This window comes from Nocardioides sp. Z30_9, assembly GCF_058215735.1.
This window is the reverse complement of the sequence record NZ_JBZAJF010000001.1, coordinates 1,812,718-1,829,589: the sequence shown is the minus strand read 5'-3', so window position 1 is coordinate 1,829,589 and position 16,872 is coordinate 1,812,718. Positions and strand designations below refer to the sequence as shown.

General features: G+C 69.8%; 19 protein-coding genes. 11 read left to right on the top strand and 8 right to left on the bottom strand.

Translation table 11 applies throughout. From position 1 onward, the window contains the following. Positions 1-7: 7 nt before the first annotated feature. From AC4BGB_RS08860 to ilvA, 3 genes are read left to right on the top strand one after another with little or no spacing between them, the layout of a single operon-like run. Positions 8-1,375 carry a glutamate mutase L gene (locus AC4BGB_RS08860; RefSeq protein WP_490546417.1) on the top strand — a complete coding sequence of 456 codons (1,368 nt, stop codon included), beginning with the start codon at positions 8-10 and terminating at the stop codon, positions 1,373-1,375. Next, entirely contained in the window at positions 1,351-2,715 is a 1,365-nt protein-coding gene (locus tag AC4BGB_RS08855; RefSeq protein ID WP_490546416.1) for an AI-2E family transporter, read from the top strand. Before AC4BGB_RS08860 ends, AC4BGB_RS08855 begins: the two co-directional genes overlap by 25 nt. Next, complete coding sequence (gene ilvA, locus AC4BGB_RS08850) at positions 2,712-3,914, top strand: threonine ammonia-lyase (protein ID WP_490546415.1); 1,203 nt, start codon at positions 2,712-2,714, stop codon at positions 3,912-3,914. The genes AC4BGB_RS08855 and ilvA overlap by 4 nt, the downstream gene beginning before the upstream one ends. Before the next feature lie 3 nt (positions 3,915-3,917). Here ilvA and greA read toward each other — a convergent pair whose 3' ends face one another. Both greA and AC4BGB_RS08840 read right to left on the bottom strand, forming a co-directional pair. Next, complete coding sequence (gene greA / locus AC4BGB_RS08845) at positions 3,918-4,415, bottom strand: transcription elongation factor GreA (protein ID WP_490546414.1); 498 nt, start codon at positions 4,413-4,415, stop codon at positions 3,918-3,920. Between the two features lie 100 nt (positions 4,416-4,515). After that, entirely contained in the window at positions 4,516-4,941 is a 426-nt protein-coding gene (locus AC4BGB_RS08840) for a DUF4307 domain-containing protein (RefSeq protein ID WP_490546413.1), read from the bottom strand. A 24-nt stretch (positions 4,942-4,965) separates the two neighbouring features. Between AC4BGB_RS08840 and mca the strand changes: the two genes are divergently transcribed. Then, positions 4,966-5,841 (top strand): mycothiol conjugate amidase Mca, encoded by an 876-nt coding sequence (gene mca, locus AC4BGB_RS08835; protein ID WP_490546412.1) that lies wholly within the window; start codon positions 4,966-4,968, stop codon positions 5,839-5,841. Between the two features lie 12 nt (positions 5,842-5,853). Further along, positions 5,854-6,081, top strand: a complete 228-nt coding sequence (locus tag AC4BGB_RS08830; RefSeq protein WP_490546411.1) for a hypothetical protein — start codon at positions 5,854-5,856, stop codon at positions 6,079-6,081. A gap of 40 nt (positions 6,082-6,121) precedes the next feature. Here the strand turns inward: AC4BGB_RS08830 and AC4BGB_RS08825 are convergent, their stop codons facing one another. The 4 genes from AC4BGB_RS08825 to trhA all read right to left on the bottom strand — a co-directional run bounded on the left by AC4BGB_RS08825 (position 6,122) and on the right by trhA (position 8,894). After that, on the bottom strand, positions 6,122-6,739 hold the full coding sequence (locus AC4BGB_RS08825; RefSeq protein ID WP_490546410.1) for a class I SAM-dependent methyltransferase: 618 nt from the start codon (positions 6,737-6,739) through the stop codon (positions 6,122-6,124). A 32-nt stretch (positions 6,740-6,771) separates the two neighbouring features. Further along, positions 6,772-7,143 (bottom strand): thioredoxin family protein, encoded by a 372-nt coding sequence (locus tag AC4BGB_RS08820; RefSeq protein WP_490546409.1) that lies wholly within the window; start codon positions 7,141-7,143, stop codon positions 6,772-6,774. Between the two features lie 58 nt (positions 7,144-7,201). Then, positions 7,202-8,050, bottom strand: a complete 849-nt coding sequence (locus tag AC4BGB_RS08815; protein ID WP_490546408.1) for an aldo/keto reductase — start codon at positions 8,048-8,050, stop codon at positions 7,202-7,204. A gap of 118 nt (positions 8,051-8,168) precedes the next feature. After that, the gene (trhA, locus tag AC4BGB_RS08810; RefSeq protein ID WP_490546407.1) at positions 8,169-8,894 is read right to left on the bottom strand and encodes a PAQR family membrane homeostasis protein TrhA; all 726 of its coding nucleotides are present in this window, start codon (positions 8,892-8,894) and stop codon (positions 8,169-8,171) included. Positions 8,895-8,997: 103 nt separating this feature from the next. Between trhA and AC4BGB_RS08805 the strand changes: the two genes are divergently transcribed. Further along, the gene (locus tag AC4BGB_RS08805; RefSeq protein ID WP_490546406.1) at positions 8,998-9,774 is read left to right on the top strand and encodes an isoprenyl transferase; all 777 of its coding nucleotides are present in this window, start codon (positions 8,998-9,000) and stop codon (positions 9,772-9,774) included. Positions 9,775-9,793: 19 nt separating this feature from the next. On the opposite strand, the gene AC4BGB_RS08800 is transcribed toward AC4BGB_RS08805, so the two are convergent. Together AC4BGB_RS08800 and AC4BGB_RS08795 are read right to left on the bottom strand one after the other, a co-directional pair. Continuing rightward, a complete protein-coding gene (locus AC4BGB_RS08800) occupies positions 9,794-10,012 on the bottom strand; it encodes a hypothetical protein (protein WP_490546405.1) in 219 nt (72 codons plus the stop codon). A gap of 54 nt (positions 10,013-10,066) precedes the next feature. Further along, positions 10,067-11,836, bottom strand: a complete 1,770-nt coding sequence (locus AC4BGB_RS08795; RefSeq protein WP_490546404.1) for a sigma-54-dependent Fis family transcriptional regulator — start codon at positions 11,834-11,836, stop codon at positions 10,067-10,069. Positions 11,837-12,105: 269 nt separating this feature from the next. Between AC4BGB_RS08795 and AC4BGB_RS08790 the strand changes: the two genes are divergently transcribed. The 5 genes from AC4BGB_RS08790 to mimD all read left to right on the top strand — a co-directional run bounded on the left by AC4BGB_RS08790 (position 12,106) and on the right by mimD (position 16,868). Further along, a complete protein-coding gene (locus AC4BGB_RS08790; protein ID WP_490546403.1) occupies positions 12,106-12,354 on the top strand; it encodes a hypothetical protein in 249 nt (82 codons plus the stop codon). 103 nt (positions 12,355-12,457) lie between these two features. After that, positions 12,458-14,110, top strand: coding sequence for a ferritin family protein (locus AC4BGB_RS08785; RefSeq protein ID WP_490546402.1), 1,653 nt, complete (start codon positions 12,458-12,460; stop codon positions 14,108-14,110). 128 nt (positions 14,111-14,238) lie between these two features. Continuing rightward, positions 14,239-15,264, top strand: coding sequence for an NADH:ubiquinone reductase (Na(+)-transporting) subunit F (locus tag AC4BGB_RS08780; protein WP_490546401.1), 1,026 nt, complete (start codon positions 14,239-14,241; stop codon positions 15,262-15,264). Between the two features lie 39 nt (positions 15,265-15,303). Then, positions 15,304-16,473: a ferritin family protein gene (locus tag AC4BGB_RS08775; RefSeq protein WP_490546400.1), complete on the top strand. Its 1,170-nt coding sequence runs from the start codon at positions 15,304-15,306 to the stop codon at positions 16,471-16,473. Then, on the top strand, positions 16,470-16,868 hold the full coding sequence (gene mimD, locus AC4BGB_RS08770) for a propane 2-monooxygenase effector subunit MimD (protein WP_490546399.1): 399 nt from the start codon (positions 16,470-16,472) through the stop codon (positions 16,866-16,868). Before AC4BGB_RS08775 ends, mimD begins: the two co-directional genes overlap by 4 nt. Positions 16,869-16,872: the final 4 nt, after the last annotated feature.

The following is a 16,872-nucleotide window of genomic DNA, read 5'->3' as shown; positions in this document are numbered from 1 at the left end:
GCTCGAGGTGACCGCTGTCGTCTGCGTGGACGTGGGGTCCACGTTCACCAAGGCAGCCCTCGTCGACGACGAGACCGGGGCCCTGCTCGCCGTGGCCAGCCACCGGACCACGATCGAGACCGACGTCCTCGACGGCGTGGATGCCTGCCGCTCGGCGCTCGCAGAGGGCCGGCCCGAGGTCCTCGACGCCGAGGTGCTGGCCTGCTCGTCGGCCGGCGGCGGCCTGCGGATCGCGGTGGTCGGCAACGAGGAGCTGGTCACCGCCGAGGCGGGGCGCCGGGTGGCGCTCTCCAGCGGCGGCAAGGTCGTCGCCGTGCTCAGCCGGGCCTCCGACGAGGCCCGCTACCGCGACCTCGGAGAGGTCGCCCGCCCCGACGTGGTGCTGCTCACCGGGGGGACCGACGGTGGCGACCGGGACGGCGTCCTCGACGGCGCCCGCCGGATCGTGGGCAGCGGCTGGCGCGGACCGGTCGTGGTCGCCGGCAACCGTGAGGCCCAGCAGGACGTGGTCGACCTGCTCGACGGCCTCCCCGTCGTGGTCACCGACAACGTGGTCCCGCGGATCGGCGTGCTCGACCCCGAGCCTGCGCGACGCGCGATCCGGGAGATGTTCCTGGCGCACGTGATCGGCGGCAAGCAGCTGAGCCGCAGGGCCGACTTCGTCTCGATGGTGCGCGGCGCCACCCCCGACCTGGTGCTGAGCGGGGTCGAGGTGCTCGCGGCCGAGACCGGCGGCAACGGGGTCGTCGTGGTGGACATCGGCGGCGCCACCACCGACGTGCACTCCGCGGTGCGCGTCGACCCGGAGACCGCGGAGCTGTCCAGGGAGGTCGTCGCCACCGTGCCCCTGAGCCGCACCGTCGAGGCCGACCTCGGAGTGCGCTGGAGCGCGGAGACCACCTGGGAGGCCGGGCGCGAGGCGGGCCTGCTCGGCGAGGAGCTCGCCGCCCAGGCCGTACGCCGCAGCACGGAGCCGTCCTTCCTGCCCGACAGCGAACTCGAGCGCGAGGTGGACGAGCAGCTCGCCCGGGCCGCCGCCGTGCTCGCGCTGCGCCGCCACGTCGGGCGCTCGCGGGTCGTGGTGGGTCCCACCGGGAGGGTGGTCGAGCGCAGCGGCAAGGACCTCCGCGCCGTGGACCTGCTGATCACCTCCGGAGGAGTGCTGCGGCACGCGACCGACCCTGCGCTGGAGCGTCTGCACCACGCGCTGACCGGCCCCTCGCCCGAGGGGTGGCAGCTGCCCGAGGACCCGAGGGCGGTCGTGGACCGGCGGCACGTGCTCGCCGCCGTCGGCCTTCTCGCGGAGCGTCATCGTGCTGCCGCGGGCGCGCTGGCACGTAGCCTGTCCGCGTGCGAGGTATCCCCAAGGACCTGATCGGCCGGGCGCGTGAGCGGGCGCGGTCACGGGGCGACTCCCGGGAGGAGCAGATCGAGAGCGAGAGCTCCGAGCTGCGCGAGCGGATCGCGGCCCAGTGGGCGGAGGTGCGCGCCGCCCGCCGCGCCATGAACGAGCAGCCGGAGATCGCCGGGGGACCCTCGAACCTCAAGCGGGCACAGGTGCCCTACGGCGTCGACCTCGCCGCGGCCTGGGCCTGGCGGTTCATCGTCATCTCCATCTCGGCGCTGGCGATCCTGTGGCTGTTCAACTACTTCATGGTGGTCGTCCTCCCGATCGTGATCGCCCTGCTGATCGCGGCGCTCGCGAGCCCGCTGGTGACGGTGATGCAGCGGATCGGGATCCCGCGCAAGCTGGCCGCGCTCCTGGTCGTGATCGGCGGCATCGGCGTGATCACGCTGATGGTGACCTTCGTCAGCAACCAGGTGGTCTCCGGGGTCGGGGACCTGTCCAAGCAGGTCACCGACGGCATCGAGCAGATCCGCAACTGGCTGCTCACCGGCCCGCTGAACATCACCGACTCCCAGATCACCGAGGCCCTGGACCGGGCGCAGTCCCAGATCACGAACCTCGGCGAGGACGCCGTCGGCAAGGTCACCGAGGTGGGTGCCGCGGTGGGCAACGTCGTGGCGGGACTGTTCATCGTGCTGTTCGCCACCTACTTCTTCCTCGCCGACGGCGCGATGATCTGGGCCTGGATGGTCCGCCTCTTCCCCCGTGCGGGACGCCTCCGGGCCGACTCCTCGGGTCGGGTGGCGTGGACCTCGCTGACCCAGTTCGTGCGCGCCACCGTGCTGGTGGCGGCCACGGACGCCATCGGGATCATGGTCGGCGCCTTCGCGCTGGGCGTGCCCTTCGTGGGCGCCATCGGTGTGCTGGTCTTCCTCGGCGCGTTCGTCCCGATGATCGGGGCGTTCGTCTCCGGTGGTGTCGCCGTGCTGGTCGCCCTCGTCGCCCAGGGGCCGTTCACCGCGCTGCTCATGTTCGGTGTCGTCCTCGCCGTCCAGCAGCTCGAGGCCCACGTCCTCCAGCCGTTCCTGATGGGCCGCTTCGTCTCGGTGCACCCGCTCGGCGTGATCGTCGCCATCGCCCTGGGCATCATCGTGGCCGGGATTCCCGGGGCCCTGATCGCCGTACCCCTGGCGGCGTCGCTCAACGCCGTGGTGCAGCACCTCGCGAACTACACCGAGGTCGGCGAGGACCCGGAGGAGGCCTCCGACGACGATCCCGTCACGGTGCCCCGCGACGCCACCGGTGAGGACTTGGCCGACCTCGACGACCCGGGCAGCCCGCAGCTCACTGGACCGGGGACCACGTGAGTGTCGCCCTGACAGACATCGAGGCGGTCGCCGGCCTGGTCTCCGAGGTGGCGATCACCACCCCGATGGAGGAGTCGCGCTGGCTGCAGACGATCGTCGGCGGGCGCGTCCTGCTCAAGTGCGAGAACCTGCAGCGCACCGGCTCCTTCAAGATCCGCGGCGCCTACGTCCGGCTCTCGCGCCTCACCGGGCCGGAGCGGGCCAGGGGAGTGGTCGCGGCCTCGGCCGGCAACCATGCCCAGGGGGTCGCGCTGGCGGCCCAGCTCCTCGGGATCAGGGCGACCGTGTTCATGCCCCACGGCGCGCCGATCCCCAAGGCCAACGCCACCCGCGGGTACGGCGCCGAGGTGCGCTTCTCCGGGCAGTCCCTCACCGAGGCGCTGGTCACCGCGCAGGAGTTCGCCGACGAGACCGGCGCGGTGTTCATCCACCCCTTCGACCACACCGACATCCTCGCCGGGCAGGGCACCTGCGGCATCGAGATCCTGCAGCAGGCCCCCGAGGCGGCGACCGTGATGGTCCCCACCGGCGGCGGCGGGCTGCTCGCGGGCATCGCCATCGCGGTCAAGAGCCTGCGCCCCGACGTACGCGTGGTCGGCGTGCAGGCCGAGGAGGCGGCGGCCTTCCCCGAGTCGCTGCGCACGGGCGCGCCCGTCGCGCTGACCCAGATGTCGACGATGGCCGACGGCATCGCGGTGGCCCGGCCCGGCGACGTCCCGTTCGAGGCGATCCAGCGCTACGTCGACGACGTGGTCACCGTCTCCGAGGACTCACTCTCCCGGGCCCTGGTGATGCTGCTGGAGCGCGCGAAGATGGTCGTCGAGCCGTCCGGCGCCGCCGCGGTGGCGGCCCTGATGGACCAGCCGAAGGCGTTCGGGACACCCGTGGTGGCCGTGCTCTCGGGCGGCAACGTGGACCCGCTGCTGCTGGGCAAGCTGATCCGGCACGGCCTGGCCTCGGCGGGGCGCTACCTGAGCCTGCAGGTGCACATCCCCGACCGCCCCGGCGGCCTGGCCCGGCTGCTCACCGACCTCGCCGACGCAGGCGCCAACGTGCTCGAGGTGATGCACGACCGGACCACCACCTCGCTCCATCTGGGCGAGGTCGCGGTCCGGTTGCAGCTGGAGACCCGTGGTCTCGAGCATGCCGAGGAGGTGCTCCTGCGCCTGCGCGAGCACGCCCACCACGTGGTCGAGTAGCGCTCAGTCGACGTAGGGGACGGCCTCGAGGATCTCGGCCTTCTGGTCGCGGCCGTTGGGCAGCGTGTAGGTCACGGTCTCGCCGCGACGGGCGCCCTGGATCGCCAGGCCGAGCGGTGACTGCGGGGAGTAGACCTTGATGTCGTCGCCGGCCATCTCACGGGCGCCGAAGAGGAACTCCTCGGTCAGGTCGGCGCCGAGCAGCTTCACGGTCACCTTCATGCCGGGCTCGACGACGCCGTCGTCGGGAGGGGTCTCGCCGACCTGGGCACGGCGCAGCATGTCCACCAGCTGCTGGACGCGGCCGTCGATCTTGCCGAGCTCCTCGCGCGCAGCGTGGTAGCCGCCGTTCTCCTTCAGGTCACCCTCGTCACGGGCTTCGCTGACCTTCTTGACGACCTCGGCGCGGCCGGCCCCCCGCAGGTGCTCGAGCTCGGCCTGCAGCTCGTCGTACTTCCCCTGGGTCAACCAGACGACATCGCCCTGGATCGGCTCGGTCATGGATGTCTCCTACAGATCGGTGTGGCCATTCGGGCAAGTGGACAATGTTACCAACGAGACGCCCCGGAGGGAGAATCATCGGCCAGATCCCGTCACCGGATCAGCGCGGGCTGGACTGTCCCTCGGACGTGCAGCCGATCAGCTCCACCGAGGTGGCCGGCCGTTCGGTGCGCACCTCCACCTCGTAGACCCGGGTCCCTTCCGAGCCGGAGACCTTGAAGTTCTTCTCGCCGACCACCGAGTGGTCGTCGCCGAAAGCACGGAGCAGGCAGCTCGCCGAGACGTCGTCACCGTGGGTCCTGACGGCAACGCCGGCAGTCACGGTGCGGGTGTCGACGACGTCGAAGGTGCGCAGCGAGGACTGCACCTCCGGGTTGCTCCGGTCCCAGACCATCCAGCCGAGCCAGGCCACCACCAGGATGGTGGCGAGCACGAACGCGACCATCACGGCGGGGCGCCGGCGGGGTCGCGCGGACCCGTAGCGGTCCGCCAGCACGTCGGTCTTCACGTCGTTCACAAGGACCATGTTCGCATCCCTAGACTTGGCGCCATGCTCCGCCTGATGCACGTGCACGCCCACCCCGACGACGAGTCGAGCAAGGGGGCCGCCTCCACCGTCAAGTACGTCAAGGAGGGCGTCGACGTGCACGTCGTCACCTGCACCGGCGGCGAGCGCGGGTCCATCCTGAACCCGAAGATGGATCGGCCCGACGTGCTGGCCAACATCACCGAGATCCGCCGCCAGGAGATGGAGGCGGCCCGCGAGATCCTGGGCGTGACCCAGGACTGGCTCGGGTTCGTGGACTCCGGGTGGCCCGAGGGCGACCCCAAGCCCCCGCTTCCGGAGGGGTGCTTCGGGCAGATGGACCCGCAGGTCGCGGCCGAGCCGCTCGTGCGCCTGATCCGCAGCTTCCGCCCGCACGTGCTCACGACGTACGACGAGAACGGTGGCTACCCGCACCCGGACCACATCGCGTGCCACAACGTCTCGGTCGCCGCCTTCGAGGCGGCCGGGGACCCCAACCGGTTCCCCGAGGCCGGGGAGCCCTGGCAGCCGCTGAAGCTCTACTACCACCACGGGTTCAACCGGCCGCGGACCGAGGCGCTGCACGAGGAGATGCTGCGCCGCGGCCTGGAGTCGCCGTACGCCGAGCGGCTCAAGGACTGGAAGGTCGACCCGGCCCACGACGCGCGGATCACCACCCGGGTCCCGTGCGGGGAGTACTTCCCGGTACGTGACCGGGCCCTGCTCGCCCACGCCACCCAGATCGACCCCGACGGCCCGTGGTTCCACGTGCCGCTCGAGGTGCACCAGGCGGCGTGGCCGACCGAGGACTACGAGCTGGCGCGGTCCTTCGTGGAGACCGAGCTGCCCGAGGACGACCTGTTCGCGGGCATCCGCGGGCGCGACGACTTGAGCGCCTGAGAGACTGTTGCCATGAACGCGCTGATGTCCCTGATCCCCCTGATCGTGTCCGGGGTGGACGAAGTCCCCGTCGCCGAGGACGTGAAGGCCGGCTGGACGGCCATGTTCGTGTTCATCGGGCTGGCGGTGGCGCTCGGCCTGCTTGGCTGGAGCCTGACCCGCCACCTCCGCAAGGCGCGCACCAACGCCGACGAAGGCACCTTCGAGCCCAGCGAGCCCCGCAAGCGCCGGGTGCCCTGACTTCTGGTTGGCCCCGGCGGCCGCTCGGCGAGCTTCCGGCTCAGCTGCTGGGCCTCCGGGTGATCCGCACCAGCGCGTCCCAGGCTGTTCCGCGGGAGCCGTGCTCGTCGGTGCCGGCGACGTGCCGCGGCACGCGCTCGGCGCGGATGACGTCGAGGGGGGCGTCCTCGAGGTCGGAGAGCACGTCCTCGGCGGTGTACAGCACGGCCGGGTCCTGAGGGCCGCCCGTGCCCTCGGTGAGGTTGGTGGAGTCGTGGGCGACCACGAACAGGGTGCCGCCCCCGGCCAGCGCGTCGAAGGCGCGGCGTACGACGGTCCGGCGCTCTGGAGCGCTCACCTGCAGATAGGTGATCAGCACGAGGTCGAGCCCGCTGGGCAGCGGCGCGGTGAGTACGTCGCCGACCTGCCAGTCCACGGCGACCCGCCTGTCCTCGCTCAGCCGCCGGCCCTTCCCGATCGCGACCGGGGAGAAGTCCATCGCGGTGACCTGCCAGCCGCGCTCGGCCAGCCAGCGGGCGTTGCGTCCCTCGCCACACGCGAGCTCCAGGGCCCGCCCCGGCGGCAGCACAGCCAGCTCCTGCTCGACGAACTGGTTGGGGCCGGTCGACCAGACGAGCTCGGTCGCGGCGTACCTCTCGTCCCAGGCTGCTGAGTCCATCTCCGCAGGCTATCCGCGGGCCGGGTCGCGGGTCAGGCCTCGCTCGCGCTCTGAGCCGCGATCTGCCGGCGTACGTCCTCCATGTCGAGCTCGCGCACCGCGGTGATCAGCTGGTCCAGGGCCGGGGGCGGCAGCGCGCCGGCCTGGGAGAAGACGAGGATCCCCTCGCGGAAGGCCATCAGGGTCGGGATCGAGCTGACCTGCGCGGCGCCCGCGAGCTCCTGCTGCTCCTCGGTGTTCACCGACCCGAAGGCCAGGTCGGGGTTCGCCTCGGAGGCTGCCTCGTAGGTCGGCGCGAACTGGCGGCAGGGGCCGCACCAGCTCGCCCAGAAGTCGACGAACAGGACGTCGTTCTCCGCCACGCTCGACTCGAAGTTCTCACCCGTCAGCTCGATGGTTGCCATGGGTTCCACGGTACGGGCGGTCAGAGGAGGGGGCACATCGCGGGTTCGCCGGTCGAGATCACATCTCCTCGTGGGTGTCCGGGTCACCGTCGAAGAGCCGTCCGCCGGGGTCAGCCAGCCCGAAGATGGCCTCCATCTCCGCCTCGGTGAGCTCGAAGCCGAAGACGTCGAGGTTCTGCCGCTGGCGCTCCGGGGTGCTCGACTTGGGGATCGGGAGCGACTCCAGCTGGACGTGCCACCTCAGGATCACCTGTCCCGGCGTCACGCCGAGCCGTTCGGCGGGTGCGGTGACCGCCGGCTCCTCCAGGGGCGCCTGCCGCTTGCCCATCGGGCTCCAGGCCTCCGTGCGGATGCCGAGCCGCGCGTGGACGCGACGCATCTCGTCCTGGGGGAAGCGCGGGTGCAGCTCGATCTGGTTGACCGCCGGGGTCACGCCGGTCTCGTCGATGATCCGGCTCAGGTGGACCTCGGTGAAGTTGGAGACCCCGATCGAGCGGACCAGCCCCTCCTCGCGCAGGTGCACCAGGGCGCGCCAGGCCTCGCCGTACTTCCCGACCCGGGGGTTGGGCCAGTGGATCAGCGCCACGTCGAGGTACTCCAGGCCCAGCCGCGCCAGCGAGCCGTGCACGGAGGCGATCGCGTCGTCGTACGCATGGTCGCGACCGGGGAGCTTGCTGGTGACCTGGACCTCCTCGCGCGGCAGTCCCGAGCGCTCCAGCGCCTCCCCGACCTCGGTCTCGTTCTGGTAGTTCACCGCGGTGTCCAGCAGCCGGTAGCCGTTCTCCAGCGCGCTCAGGATCGCCTCCACCCCCTCGGCACCCTTGAGCGGATAGGTGCCGAATCCGATGGCCGGCAGCGTGCTCCCGTCGTTGAGGGTGTACGTCGGAACCGAGATCGCGTCGCTCATCCCTCCACCCTGCCAGCCCCGGGGCCCGGTCTGAAGGCCCCGGTTCGGGATAGTCCGAGACAGTCCCGTCGTCGAACCGGCCGATCGGGGACGGAAACGTCTCGGACTATCCCGCTGCTCAGCGCAGCTGGTACGTCGCGATCGAGGCCGCCACGTAGTGGCAGATGAAGGCCAGGATCGTGAAGGTGTGGAAGACCTCGTGGAAGCCGAACCAGGCGGGGTTGGGGTTGGGGCGCTTGAGGCCGTAGACGAGGCCGCCGAGGGTGTAGAGGGCGCCGCCGGCCACGATCAGCGTGATCACGGCGTTGCCGCCGTCGGCGAAGTCGTCGGCGTAGAAGATGGCCACCCAGCCGAGGGCGAAGTAGATCGGGGTGTAGATCCACCGCGGGGCATCGACCCAGAAGATCCGGAAGGCGACGCCCATGGCAGCGCCAACCCAGACGATGGTCAGCAGCGTCACGCGTGCGCTGCCCTCGAGCAGGATCAGCGTGAACGGGGTGTAGGAGCCGGCGATGAGCAGATAGATGTTCGAGTGGTCGAACCGGCGCAGGAAGGCCCAGGTGCCCTCAGACCAGTTGCCGCGGTGGTAGATCGCCGAGACCGTGAACAGCAGCAGGGCGGTGAAGGCGAAGATGGCCGACCCGACCCGGGTCGTCAGGGTCGGGGAGAGGGCGATCAGGACGATGCCTGCAGCCAGCGCCAGCGGCACGGTGCTCGCGTGCAGCCACCCGCGCAGCTTGGGCTTGACCTCGTCCTTGACGTAGCGGACCTTGGTCCGGACATGCTCGGCCGCTTCATGAGCGTTCTCGGTGATGCGCTCGGGGAGCGGGTGTTCGGGGGGCACGGGTCAAAACTACCGGTCTGCGGCGAGTAGTGCTCCGGACTCCGAGGCGCGGGAGTGCGGAATCACAGCTTCCTGAAGGGTTCGCCCGAGTAGAGTCGTCCGGGTGGCGGACTGGAAGCGGGGGCTGCGTCGGGTGCTCTACCCGGCGTACGAGGCGCGAGTCGCCCGTCGCCTCCCCGCATCGCGGGTCCCCAAGCACGTGGGGGTGATGCTCGACGGCAACCGGCGCTGGGCCAGGGCCGTCGGCGCGGACACCGCCCAGGGCCACCGGGCCGGCGCCGCCAACATCGAGCCGCTGCTCGGCTGGTGCGAGGAGATCGGCGTCGAGGTGGTCACGCTGTGGCTGCTCTCCACCGACAACCTGAACCGCCCCGCCGCCGAGCTCGAGCCGCTGCTCGGCATCATCGGGGACGCCGTCGAGACCCTCGCCGAGCAGCGTCGGTGGCGGCTGCACCCCGTGGGTGCCCTCGACCTGCTGCCCGACCAGGTGGCGACCCGGCTCAAGGAGGCCGCCGAGTCGACCAGCGACGTGGACGGGCTGCTGGTCAACGTCGCCGTGGGGTACGGCGGGCGCCGTGAGATCGCCGACGCGGTCCGGTCGCTGCTGCACGAGCACGCCGGGCTCGGCGACACCCTCGAGGAGCTCGCCGAGGTCATCGACGTCGAGCACATCGCCAAGCACCTCTACACCAAGGGACAGCCCGACCCCGACCTCGTCATCCGCACCAGCGGCGAGCAGCGGCTCGGCGGGTTCCTGCTGTGGCAGAGCGCACAGAGCGAGTTCTACTTCTGCGAGGCCTACTGGCCCGACTTCCGCCGGGTGGACTTCCTGCGCGCGGTCCGGGCCTACGCCGAGCGCGAGCGCCGCTACGGTTCCTGAGGAGGTCGCGCAGCGACCGTCAGGCGAGCAGGAGGACGAGCCCGCCGACCGTGAACGCCAGCGCCAGGGCCCCCAGCCAGGGGCGCATCCGGTTGCACAGCAGCACCCGCTGCCGAAGCACCACGGGCACGTTCTCGATGGGCAGCCGGTTGGCGACGAGCACGTTGCCGAGCAGGACGATCCCCATCAGCACGCCGAGCTGGAGCATCGGCACCGCGACGGACGGAGTGGGGTCCACTCCACGGACGCTACGTGGCGTCGGATGTGACCCACGTCTCATTGTGAGACGCGCTCAGGTGGGCGTGAGGATCCCGTAGAGGTGGATCTTGCGGTAGATCGTCGCCCTCGACATGCCCAGGGCTCGCGCCGCCGCGACCTTGTTGCCCCCGGCGTCGTTGAGGCACCTCACGATCGCGTCCCGCTCCATCGCCTCGAGCGGGCTCAGCACCCGGCGGCTCATCGCGTGCACCTCGGGCGGCAGGTCCTCGGGGGTGATCACGCCCGTACGACGATGCCGGACCACCTCGCGGAGCATCGTGCGCAGCTGCTCGGTGTTGCCGGGCCACGACATCCTCATCAGCAGCCGCAGGGCCTCGGGCGAGCAGCTGAGGTGGCCCCCCTGGCCGAGCCGGGCGAGCAGACTGCCGACGAGCAGCGGCAGGTCCTCGAGGTGGAGTCGCAGCGGGGGCAGCTCGACGGTGCTCGGGAAGAGCCTGAGCAGGGGGTCGAGCACCGGACTGACCTTGCGGTCGTTCAGCGTCACCGCCACCCACGGGGGACGGGCCTGGGTCCGGGCGTCCTGGAGTGTGCTGGCCAGGCTGCGCAGTACCGGCGCGGTCAGCTCGTCGACGTGGGTGATCACCAGCGTCTGCGCGTCCCCGAGCGCAGCCCGCCGCGCCGAGTCCAGCCAGTCCGGCTCCCGGGCGGCGTTCCGCGCGTCGAGGAGCTCGAACCGGCCGACCGGCTGACGACGCAGCTGGACCGCGCGCAGGACGGTCAGCTTGCCGACCCCCGGCTCGCCCTCGACGGCCAGCCACTCGCCCGACCGGAACACCCGCTCGACCTCCTGGCAGGCGTGCAGCCACCGTGGTCCCGAGCCGACCACGCTCGGGAGGGGGACCGCGGGCGCGAGGTCGAGGGCGCCGCCTCCCGGCTTGCCGGCCTGCTCGAGCTGCACGTGCACCACGACCCCGGACGGGGCGTCCCCGCTGCCCACGCGCCGGCAGAACATCCGTGCCTGCTGCCCCGAGGGCAGCTCGACGTCGAAGGTCTCGCGGCCGCTGGTGGCCAGGGCCTCCGAGGCCTGCGTCAACAGCGTGGCCTGGTCGCCGTGGGCGAGCGAGGCGCGCGCGTGGTCGTTCATCATCGCCATGTCGTCGTTCAGGGCGAAGACGATGCCGGTCCGGCGGCTGCAGGTGCGGAGGTACTCCTGGAGGAGCTCGAGCTCCGAGGCGCTGGTCTCGGCCAGGAGCGCCTGCCGGATCTGCTGCGCCGTGGTCTTCGCGAGGGTCAGCAGCAGGCTGCCCGCGTCCTTGCGCCAGCAGGTCAGGTCGACCGCCCCCACCAGCCGGCCGGTCACCGGGTGGTGGATCGGTACGCCGGCACAGGCCAGCTCCTCGAGGTTCTCGGCGTAGTGCTCGTGACCGAACACGTGGGTGGGCCCGCCCACCTCCAGGGCCGTACCGATCCCGTTGGTCCCCACGAACTCCTCGGCGTAGCTGAACCCGGGTGCGAGCAGCACGCGGTCGAGGTGGCGCTCGAGCTCGCCGTCGCCGGTCAGCCGGCTGAGCACCAGCCCGGACGGGTCGGTGAGGATCACACTGAGCGACTGCCCCTGGAGCTGCTCGCCGAGGCTGCGCAGGACGGGCTGGGCGCTACGGGTGAGCCGGGTGTCGAGGTGGATGTCGGGCTCGAACTTCATCTCGATCTTGTCGGCCGCCACCTTCATGGCCTGGGACCGGCGCCACGACGCGAGGATGGTGTCGCGCACCGTCATCGGCTCGGGGGTGTCGTCGGTCAGGAAGCGCACCCGGCCCTCGGCCACGACCTTCTGCGCAGGCACCGCTCGACCCGATGAGACCGGTGATGGCTTCAAGCCGACCCCCAAGCGTCGATGTCCGCGCGGCTCACGGGACCCACGTGCCGAGTGGATCCGAAGCAAGGTCCGGGCCACCAGCCACAGTAAGCGCGAGTCGAATGTCCCGTCGAGTGTCGCTCGGGGGCACCTGACGGGGTGTCTCAGATTGAGACAGCCCGGCTCCGAGGTCGGCGTAGCGTCCCCGGCATCTCGACCGGGCGGGATCCTCCGGCCCGGATCTGTGGAGGTGCGACATGGGCCCAGCCGACGGCGCGGAGGCCGAGAGCTACAACCCCTGGACCGTGGTGCACCTGGTGTTCACCCACCTCTCGGACCAGGGGCTGCATCCGGTGCTCGGCGAGAGCGGTGACCCGGGGCCACCGGCACGGGCGCTGCTGCAGGCGCTCGGGATCGAGCCGCGGGCCGAGGGCAACCGGGAGGTGACCCGCGACGTCCGAGCCCACCTGGCCCAGATCCGCGAGGCCGTCTTCGAGGACGACTGAGCCGGGTGGCTCCGCGGCGGCTCGTCTCATTGTGAGACGTGACGGCGCTCCACATCGGTCTTCACTGAAAGCCGGACTACTCGACGAACAGGAAGGAGTAGTGATGACTCGCCAAAGCGTGGCCAAGGCTCACGAGAAGATCCAAGAGCTGGCCTGGGAGCCTCTCTACCACGAACCGGTTTCCCAGTACGGAACCGACTACACGTTCCAGAAGGCCAAGAAGAAGGATCCGCTCAAGCAGGTGCTGCGGTCGTACTTCCCGATGCAGGAGGAGAAGGACCACCGCGTCTACGGCGCGGCCGACGGAGCCATCCGAGGCAACATGTTCCGCCAGGTCCAGGAGCGGTGGCTGGAGTGGCAGAAGCTGTTCCTGTCCATCATCCCGCTGCCGGAGATCTCAGCTGCGCGGGCGATGCCCCTCCTGTTCCGCACGGTCCCCAACCCCGAGCTCCACAACGGGCAGGCGATCCAGATGATCGACGAGGTCCGCCACTCGACGATCCAGCAGAACCTCAAGCGCCTCTACATGAACAACTACATCGATCCCGCCGGCTTCAACAGCAGCCTGAGGAACTTCCAGAACGACTACTGCGGCACGATCGGGCGCCAGTTCGCCGAGGGCTTCATCACCGGTGACGCCATCACGGCGGCGAGCATCTACCTCACGATCGTGGCCGAGACGGCCTTCACCAACACCCTGTTCGTGGCGATGCCGGCCGAGGCGGCCGCCAACGGCGACTACCTGCTGCCGACGGTGTTCCACTCGGTGCAGTCCGACGAGTCGCGCCACATCAGCAACGGGTACGCCACCTTGCTGATGGCACTCGCCGACGAGGGCAACCACCAGCTGCTCGAGCGCGACCTGCGCTACGCGTGGTGGAACAACCACCGCGTCGTGGACGCGGCGATCGGCACGTTCATCGAGTACGGCACCAAGGACCGCCGCAAGGACCGGGAGAGCTACGCGGAGATGTGGCGCCGGTGGATCTACGACGACTACTACCGCAGCTACCTGGTGCCCCTGGAGAAGTACGGACTGGTCATCCCGCACGACCTCATCGAGGAGTCGTGGAACCAGATCTGGAACAAGGGCTACGTGCACGAGGTCGCCCAGTTCTTCTGCACCGGGTGGGTCGCCAACTACTGGCGGATGGACCCGATGACGGACAAGGACTTCGAGTGGTTCGAGTACAAGTACCCGGGCTGGTACGACAAGTACGGCGCCTGGTGGGAGAACTACAACCGGCTCTCCACGCCGAACGGCCACCACCCGATCGTGGCGGAGGACGTCAACTACGACTACCCGCACCGCTGCTGGACGTGCATGGTGCCGTGCCTGGTCCGTGAGGACATGGTGATGGCCGAGGTCGACGGGCAGATGCGCACCTACTGCCACGAGGCCTGCCGCTGGACCGACGTCGAGGCGTTCCGCCCGACCTACCAGGGACGAGAGACCCCCAACATGGGTCAGCTGATCGGCAAGCGCGAGTGGGAGACGCTCTACCACGGCTGGAACTGGGCCGACGTGGTCTCCGACATGGGCTACGTGCGAGACGACGGGCACACGCTGGTGGCGCAGCCGCACCTGAACCTCGACCCCAAGAAGATGTGGAACCTGGACCACCTGCGCCGGATGCCTCCGCTGCAGAGTCCCAACGTTCTGCTCAACGAGATGACTCCCGACGAGCAGAAGGCCTTCCACGCGAACTACATCAAGGGAGGTCCCGCGGGTCGTCCCGCGCCGGCAGACGCCTGACCCACCGATTCGGGGCCTGCGAGGAGCGTCGGCCCAACGGCCGGCACTCCTCGCAGGGGCCCCGATCCGGTGTCAGCAGCGGTCAAGCCAGAACAGCCAGGAAGGGATTCATGGGCGAGAAGCATGTCGTGCGATTCGAGCCGGTGGGCGTCGAGATCGAGGTCGACGAGGAGAAGACGGTGCTGCGGGCCGCCGCCGAGCAGGGCATCACGCTCATGCACGGTTGCAAGGAGGGGCAGTGCGCCGCCTGCAAGTCGTTCGTCCTCGACGGTGACGACATGGAGCTCGACAAGTACTCCACCTTCGCCCTTCCCGACTTCGAGCTCGAGGAGGGCTACACGCTGCTGTGCCGGGCGCACGTCTACGAGGACGTGACGATCGAGCTCCTCAACTACGACGAGGAGATGCTGCGCTCGGGCCACCCCATCCAGGAGGGCAGGGCCGTGGTCGTCTCGAACGAGCGCGTCACCCACGACATGCGCCACCTCGTGCTCAAGCTCGTCGAGCCGAAGGAGATCGCGTTCTGGCCCGGCCAGTACGTCGACATCACCATCCCCGGCACCGACTCGACCCGGTCGTTCTCGATGGCGAACACCTCGAGCAAGGACAGCGGGCACCTCGAGTTCGTGATCCGGTGCTACCCGGACGGGGAGTTCTCCAACTACCTCGACACCCAGCTCGTGGTCGGCGACGAGATCGAGGTGGTCGGGCCCTTCGGGGTCTTCACCCTGCGCGACGGTCGTGACTCCGACATCGTCTTCGTCGGGGGAGGTGCGGGGATGGCGCCGATCCTCTCGGTGCTGCGGTCGCTCGCCGAGAAGGGGAGCACCCGCAAGGCGACGTACTACTACGGGGCCCGGACCCAGCAGGACCTCTGCTTCGAGAAGGAGCTCTACGCGCTCTCGGAGCGACTGCCCAACTTCAAGTTCGTCCCGGCGCTCTCGGAGGTCGTCGAGGGCGAGCCCTGGGACGGCGAGGTCGGCCTGATCACCGACATCGTCAAGAAGTACGAGACCGACCTCTCGGCCGTCGACTCCTACGTCTGCGGCCCGCCGCCGATGGTCGAGGCGGCGATGGAGGTCCTCGGCGCCCTGGGCGCGCCCGAGAAGAACATCTACTACGACAAGTTCACCACCACCAGCGAACCCGAATAAGGCTCATCTGAAGAACAAGGAAGGCGAGGCCGAAGGACCATGACCACCACAGTGGAACGCAGCTCACCGAAGCCGGAGTTCACCGACGCCGAGGCCGGCGCCAAGGAGTTCCCCGACTCCACCCTGCGGCACTACAACTACTACACGCCGCAGAAGCGCAAGCAGTCCCACTACGAGGACGTCACGGTCGAGGTGCAGCCGGACCCCCGGCACTACCTGGCCCAGGGGTGGCTCTACGGGTTCTCCGACGGTCGGGGTGGCTACCCCCTGGACTGGACGGTGATGAAGGCGTGGGGCGTGGACCGGGGTGACCCGGAGCGCTACCCCGGTTCGGGTGGCAGGGGCTACGAGTGGCCGGCCCACGGGTGGCACGAGTTCCGCGACCCGAACGAGGAGTGGGAGCTGACGTTCTACCGCAACAACTCCAACGTCGTGCGGCAGATCAACCAGAACGTGGAGACGGCCCGGCAGACCAAGGCGTTCGACCAGTGGAACCCCAACTGGGTCACGTTCGTGGAGCGCAACGTCGGCGCCTGGATGCACGTCGAGCACGGACTGGGCCTCTACCTGTTCGCCAACGCCCAGCGGCGCGCACCCACCAACATGCACAACAACGCGATCTCGGTGAACAGCATGCACCGGATCCGGTTCGCCCAGGACCTGGCGCTCTACAACCTCACGCTGAGTGAGGAGATCGACGGGTTCGACGGGACGGCGCACGTCGCGACCTGGAACGAGGACCCCTCGTGGCAGGGCGTGCGGCAGGTGGCCGAGGAGCTCACCGTGATCGACGACTGGGCCGAGGCGATCTTCGCCGCGAACGTCGTCTTCGAGCCGTTGATCGGCGAGCTGTTCCGGAGCCAGCTGGTGCAGCAGGCCTCGCCGGGCAACGGCGACTACGTGACGCCGACGGTCGTCGGTGCGGGGGAGTGGGACTACGCCTCGCGCGACCTCCGCTACACCAAGGCGATGTTCGAGCTGTTGACGAACGACAAGGAGTTCGCCGACCACAACAAGGACATCATCGACGGCTGGCTCTCGAACTGGGTGCCCAAGTGCCTGGTCGCGGCCCGCCAGCTGCAGCCGCTCTGGTCGCAGCCCGACGCGAAGCCGCCGCGGTTCGAGGACGGCCTCGACCGTGCCAAGAGCCGGTTCAGCGGAATCCTCTCCGACCTGAGCCTCGACAACCCCCAGGAGCTGACCCAGTGACCGGATACCAGCCGACGAAGTCGTCGTACGCCACCACCGAGAGCTCGTTCAAGCAGGACAGCACCCCCTCGAACAAGTGCGGTGTGACCTTGATGAACAACCAGGTCGGTGCCGTCGTCGCGGAGGTGATGAGCAGCAAGGAGGGCGTCACGATCACGCGGCTCCCTTCGATGATCCGCGTCGACGGGATCAACCGGATGGAGTTCGACTACGACGAGATCTCGGAGGCCCTCGGCGAGGAGGAGGGCTTCTACGACGCCGCCCAGTTCGAGGAGAACATGTCGACCCACTACGGCCGGATGATCCACGAGGACGACCGCACGATCATGTTCGCCAATCCCGAGGACGCTGCCGAGTACATCGGCTTCGACCTGCCCACGTTCGAGAAGAAGTGAGGAA

Excerpts from the sequence above, each read along its gene's own strand:
- greA (WP_490546414.1), bottom strand. The coding sequence starts at position 4,415 with ATGACCGAGCCGATCCAGGGCGATGTCGTCTGGTTGACCCAGGGGAAG.
- AC4BGB_RS08840 (WP_490546413.1), bottom strand. The coding sequence starts at position 4,941 with ATGGTCCTTGTGAACGACGTGAAGACCGACGTGCTGGCGGACCGCTAC.
- mca (WP_490546412.1), top strand. The coding sequence starts at position 4,966 with ATGCTCCGCCTGATGCACGTGCACGCCCACCCCGACGACGAGTCGAGC.
- AC4BGB_RS08830 (WP_490546411.1), top strand. The coding sequence starts at position 5,854 with ATGAACGCGCTGATGTCCCTGATCCCCCTGATCGTGTCCGGGGTGGAC.
- AC4BGB_RS08825 (WP_490546410.1), bottom strand. The coding sequence starts at position 6,739 with ATGGACTCAGCAGCCTGGGACGAGAGGTACGCCGCGACCGAGCTCGTC.
- AC4BGB_RS08820 (WP_490546409.1), bottom strand. The coding sequence starts at position 7,143 with ATGGCAACCATCGAGCTGACGGGTGAGAACTTCGAGTCGAGCGTGGCG.
- AC4BGB_RS08815 (WP_490546408.1), bottom strand. The coding sequence starts at position 8,050 with ATGAGCGACGCGATCTCGGTTCCGACGTACACCCTCAACGACGGGAGC.
- AC4BGB_RS08790 (WP_490546403.1), top strand. The coding sequence starts at position 12,106 with ATGGGCCCAGCCGACGGCGCGGAGGCCGAGAGCTACAACCCCTGGACC.
- AC4BGB_RS08785 (WP_490546402.1), top strand. The coding sequence starts at position 12,458 with ATGACTCGCCAAAGCGTGGCCAAGGCTCACGAGAAGATCCAAGAGCTG.
- AC4BGB_RS08775 (WP_490546400.1), top strand. The coding sequence starts at position 15,304 with ATGACCACCACAGTGGAACGCAGCTCACCGAAGCCGGAGTTCACCGAC.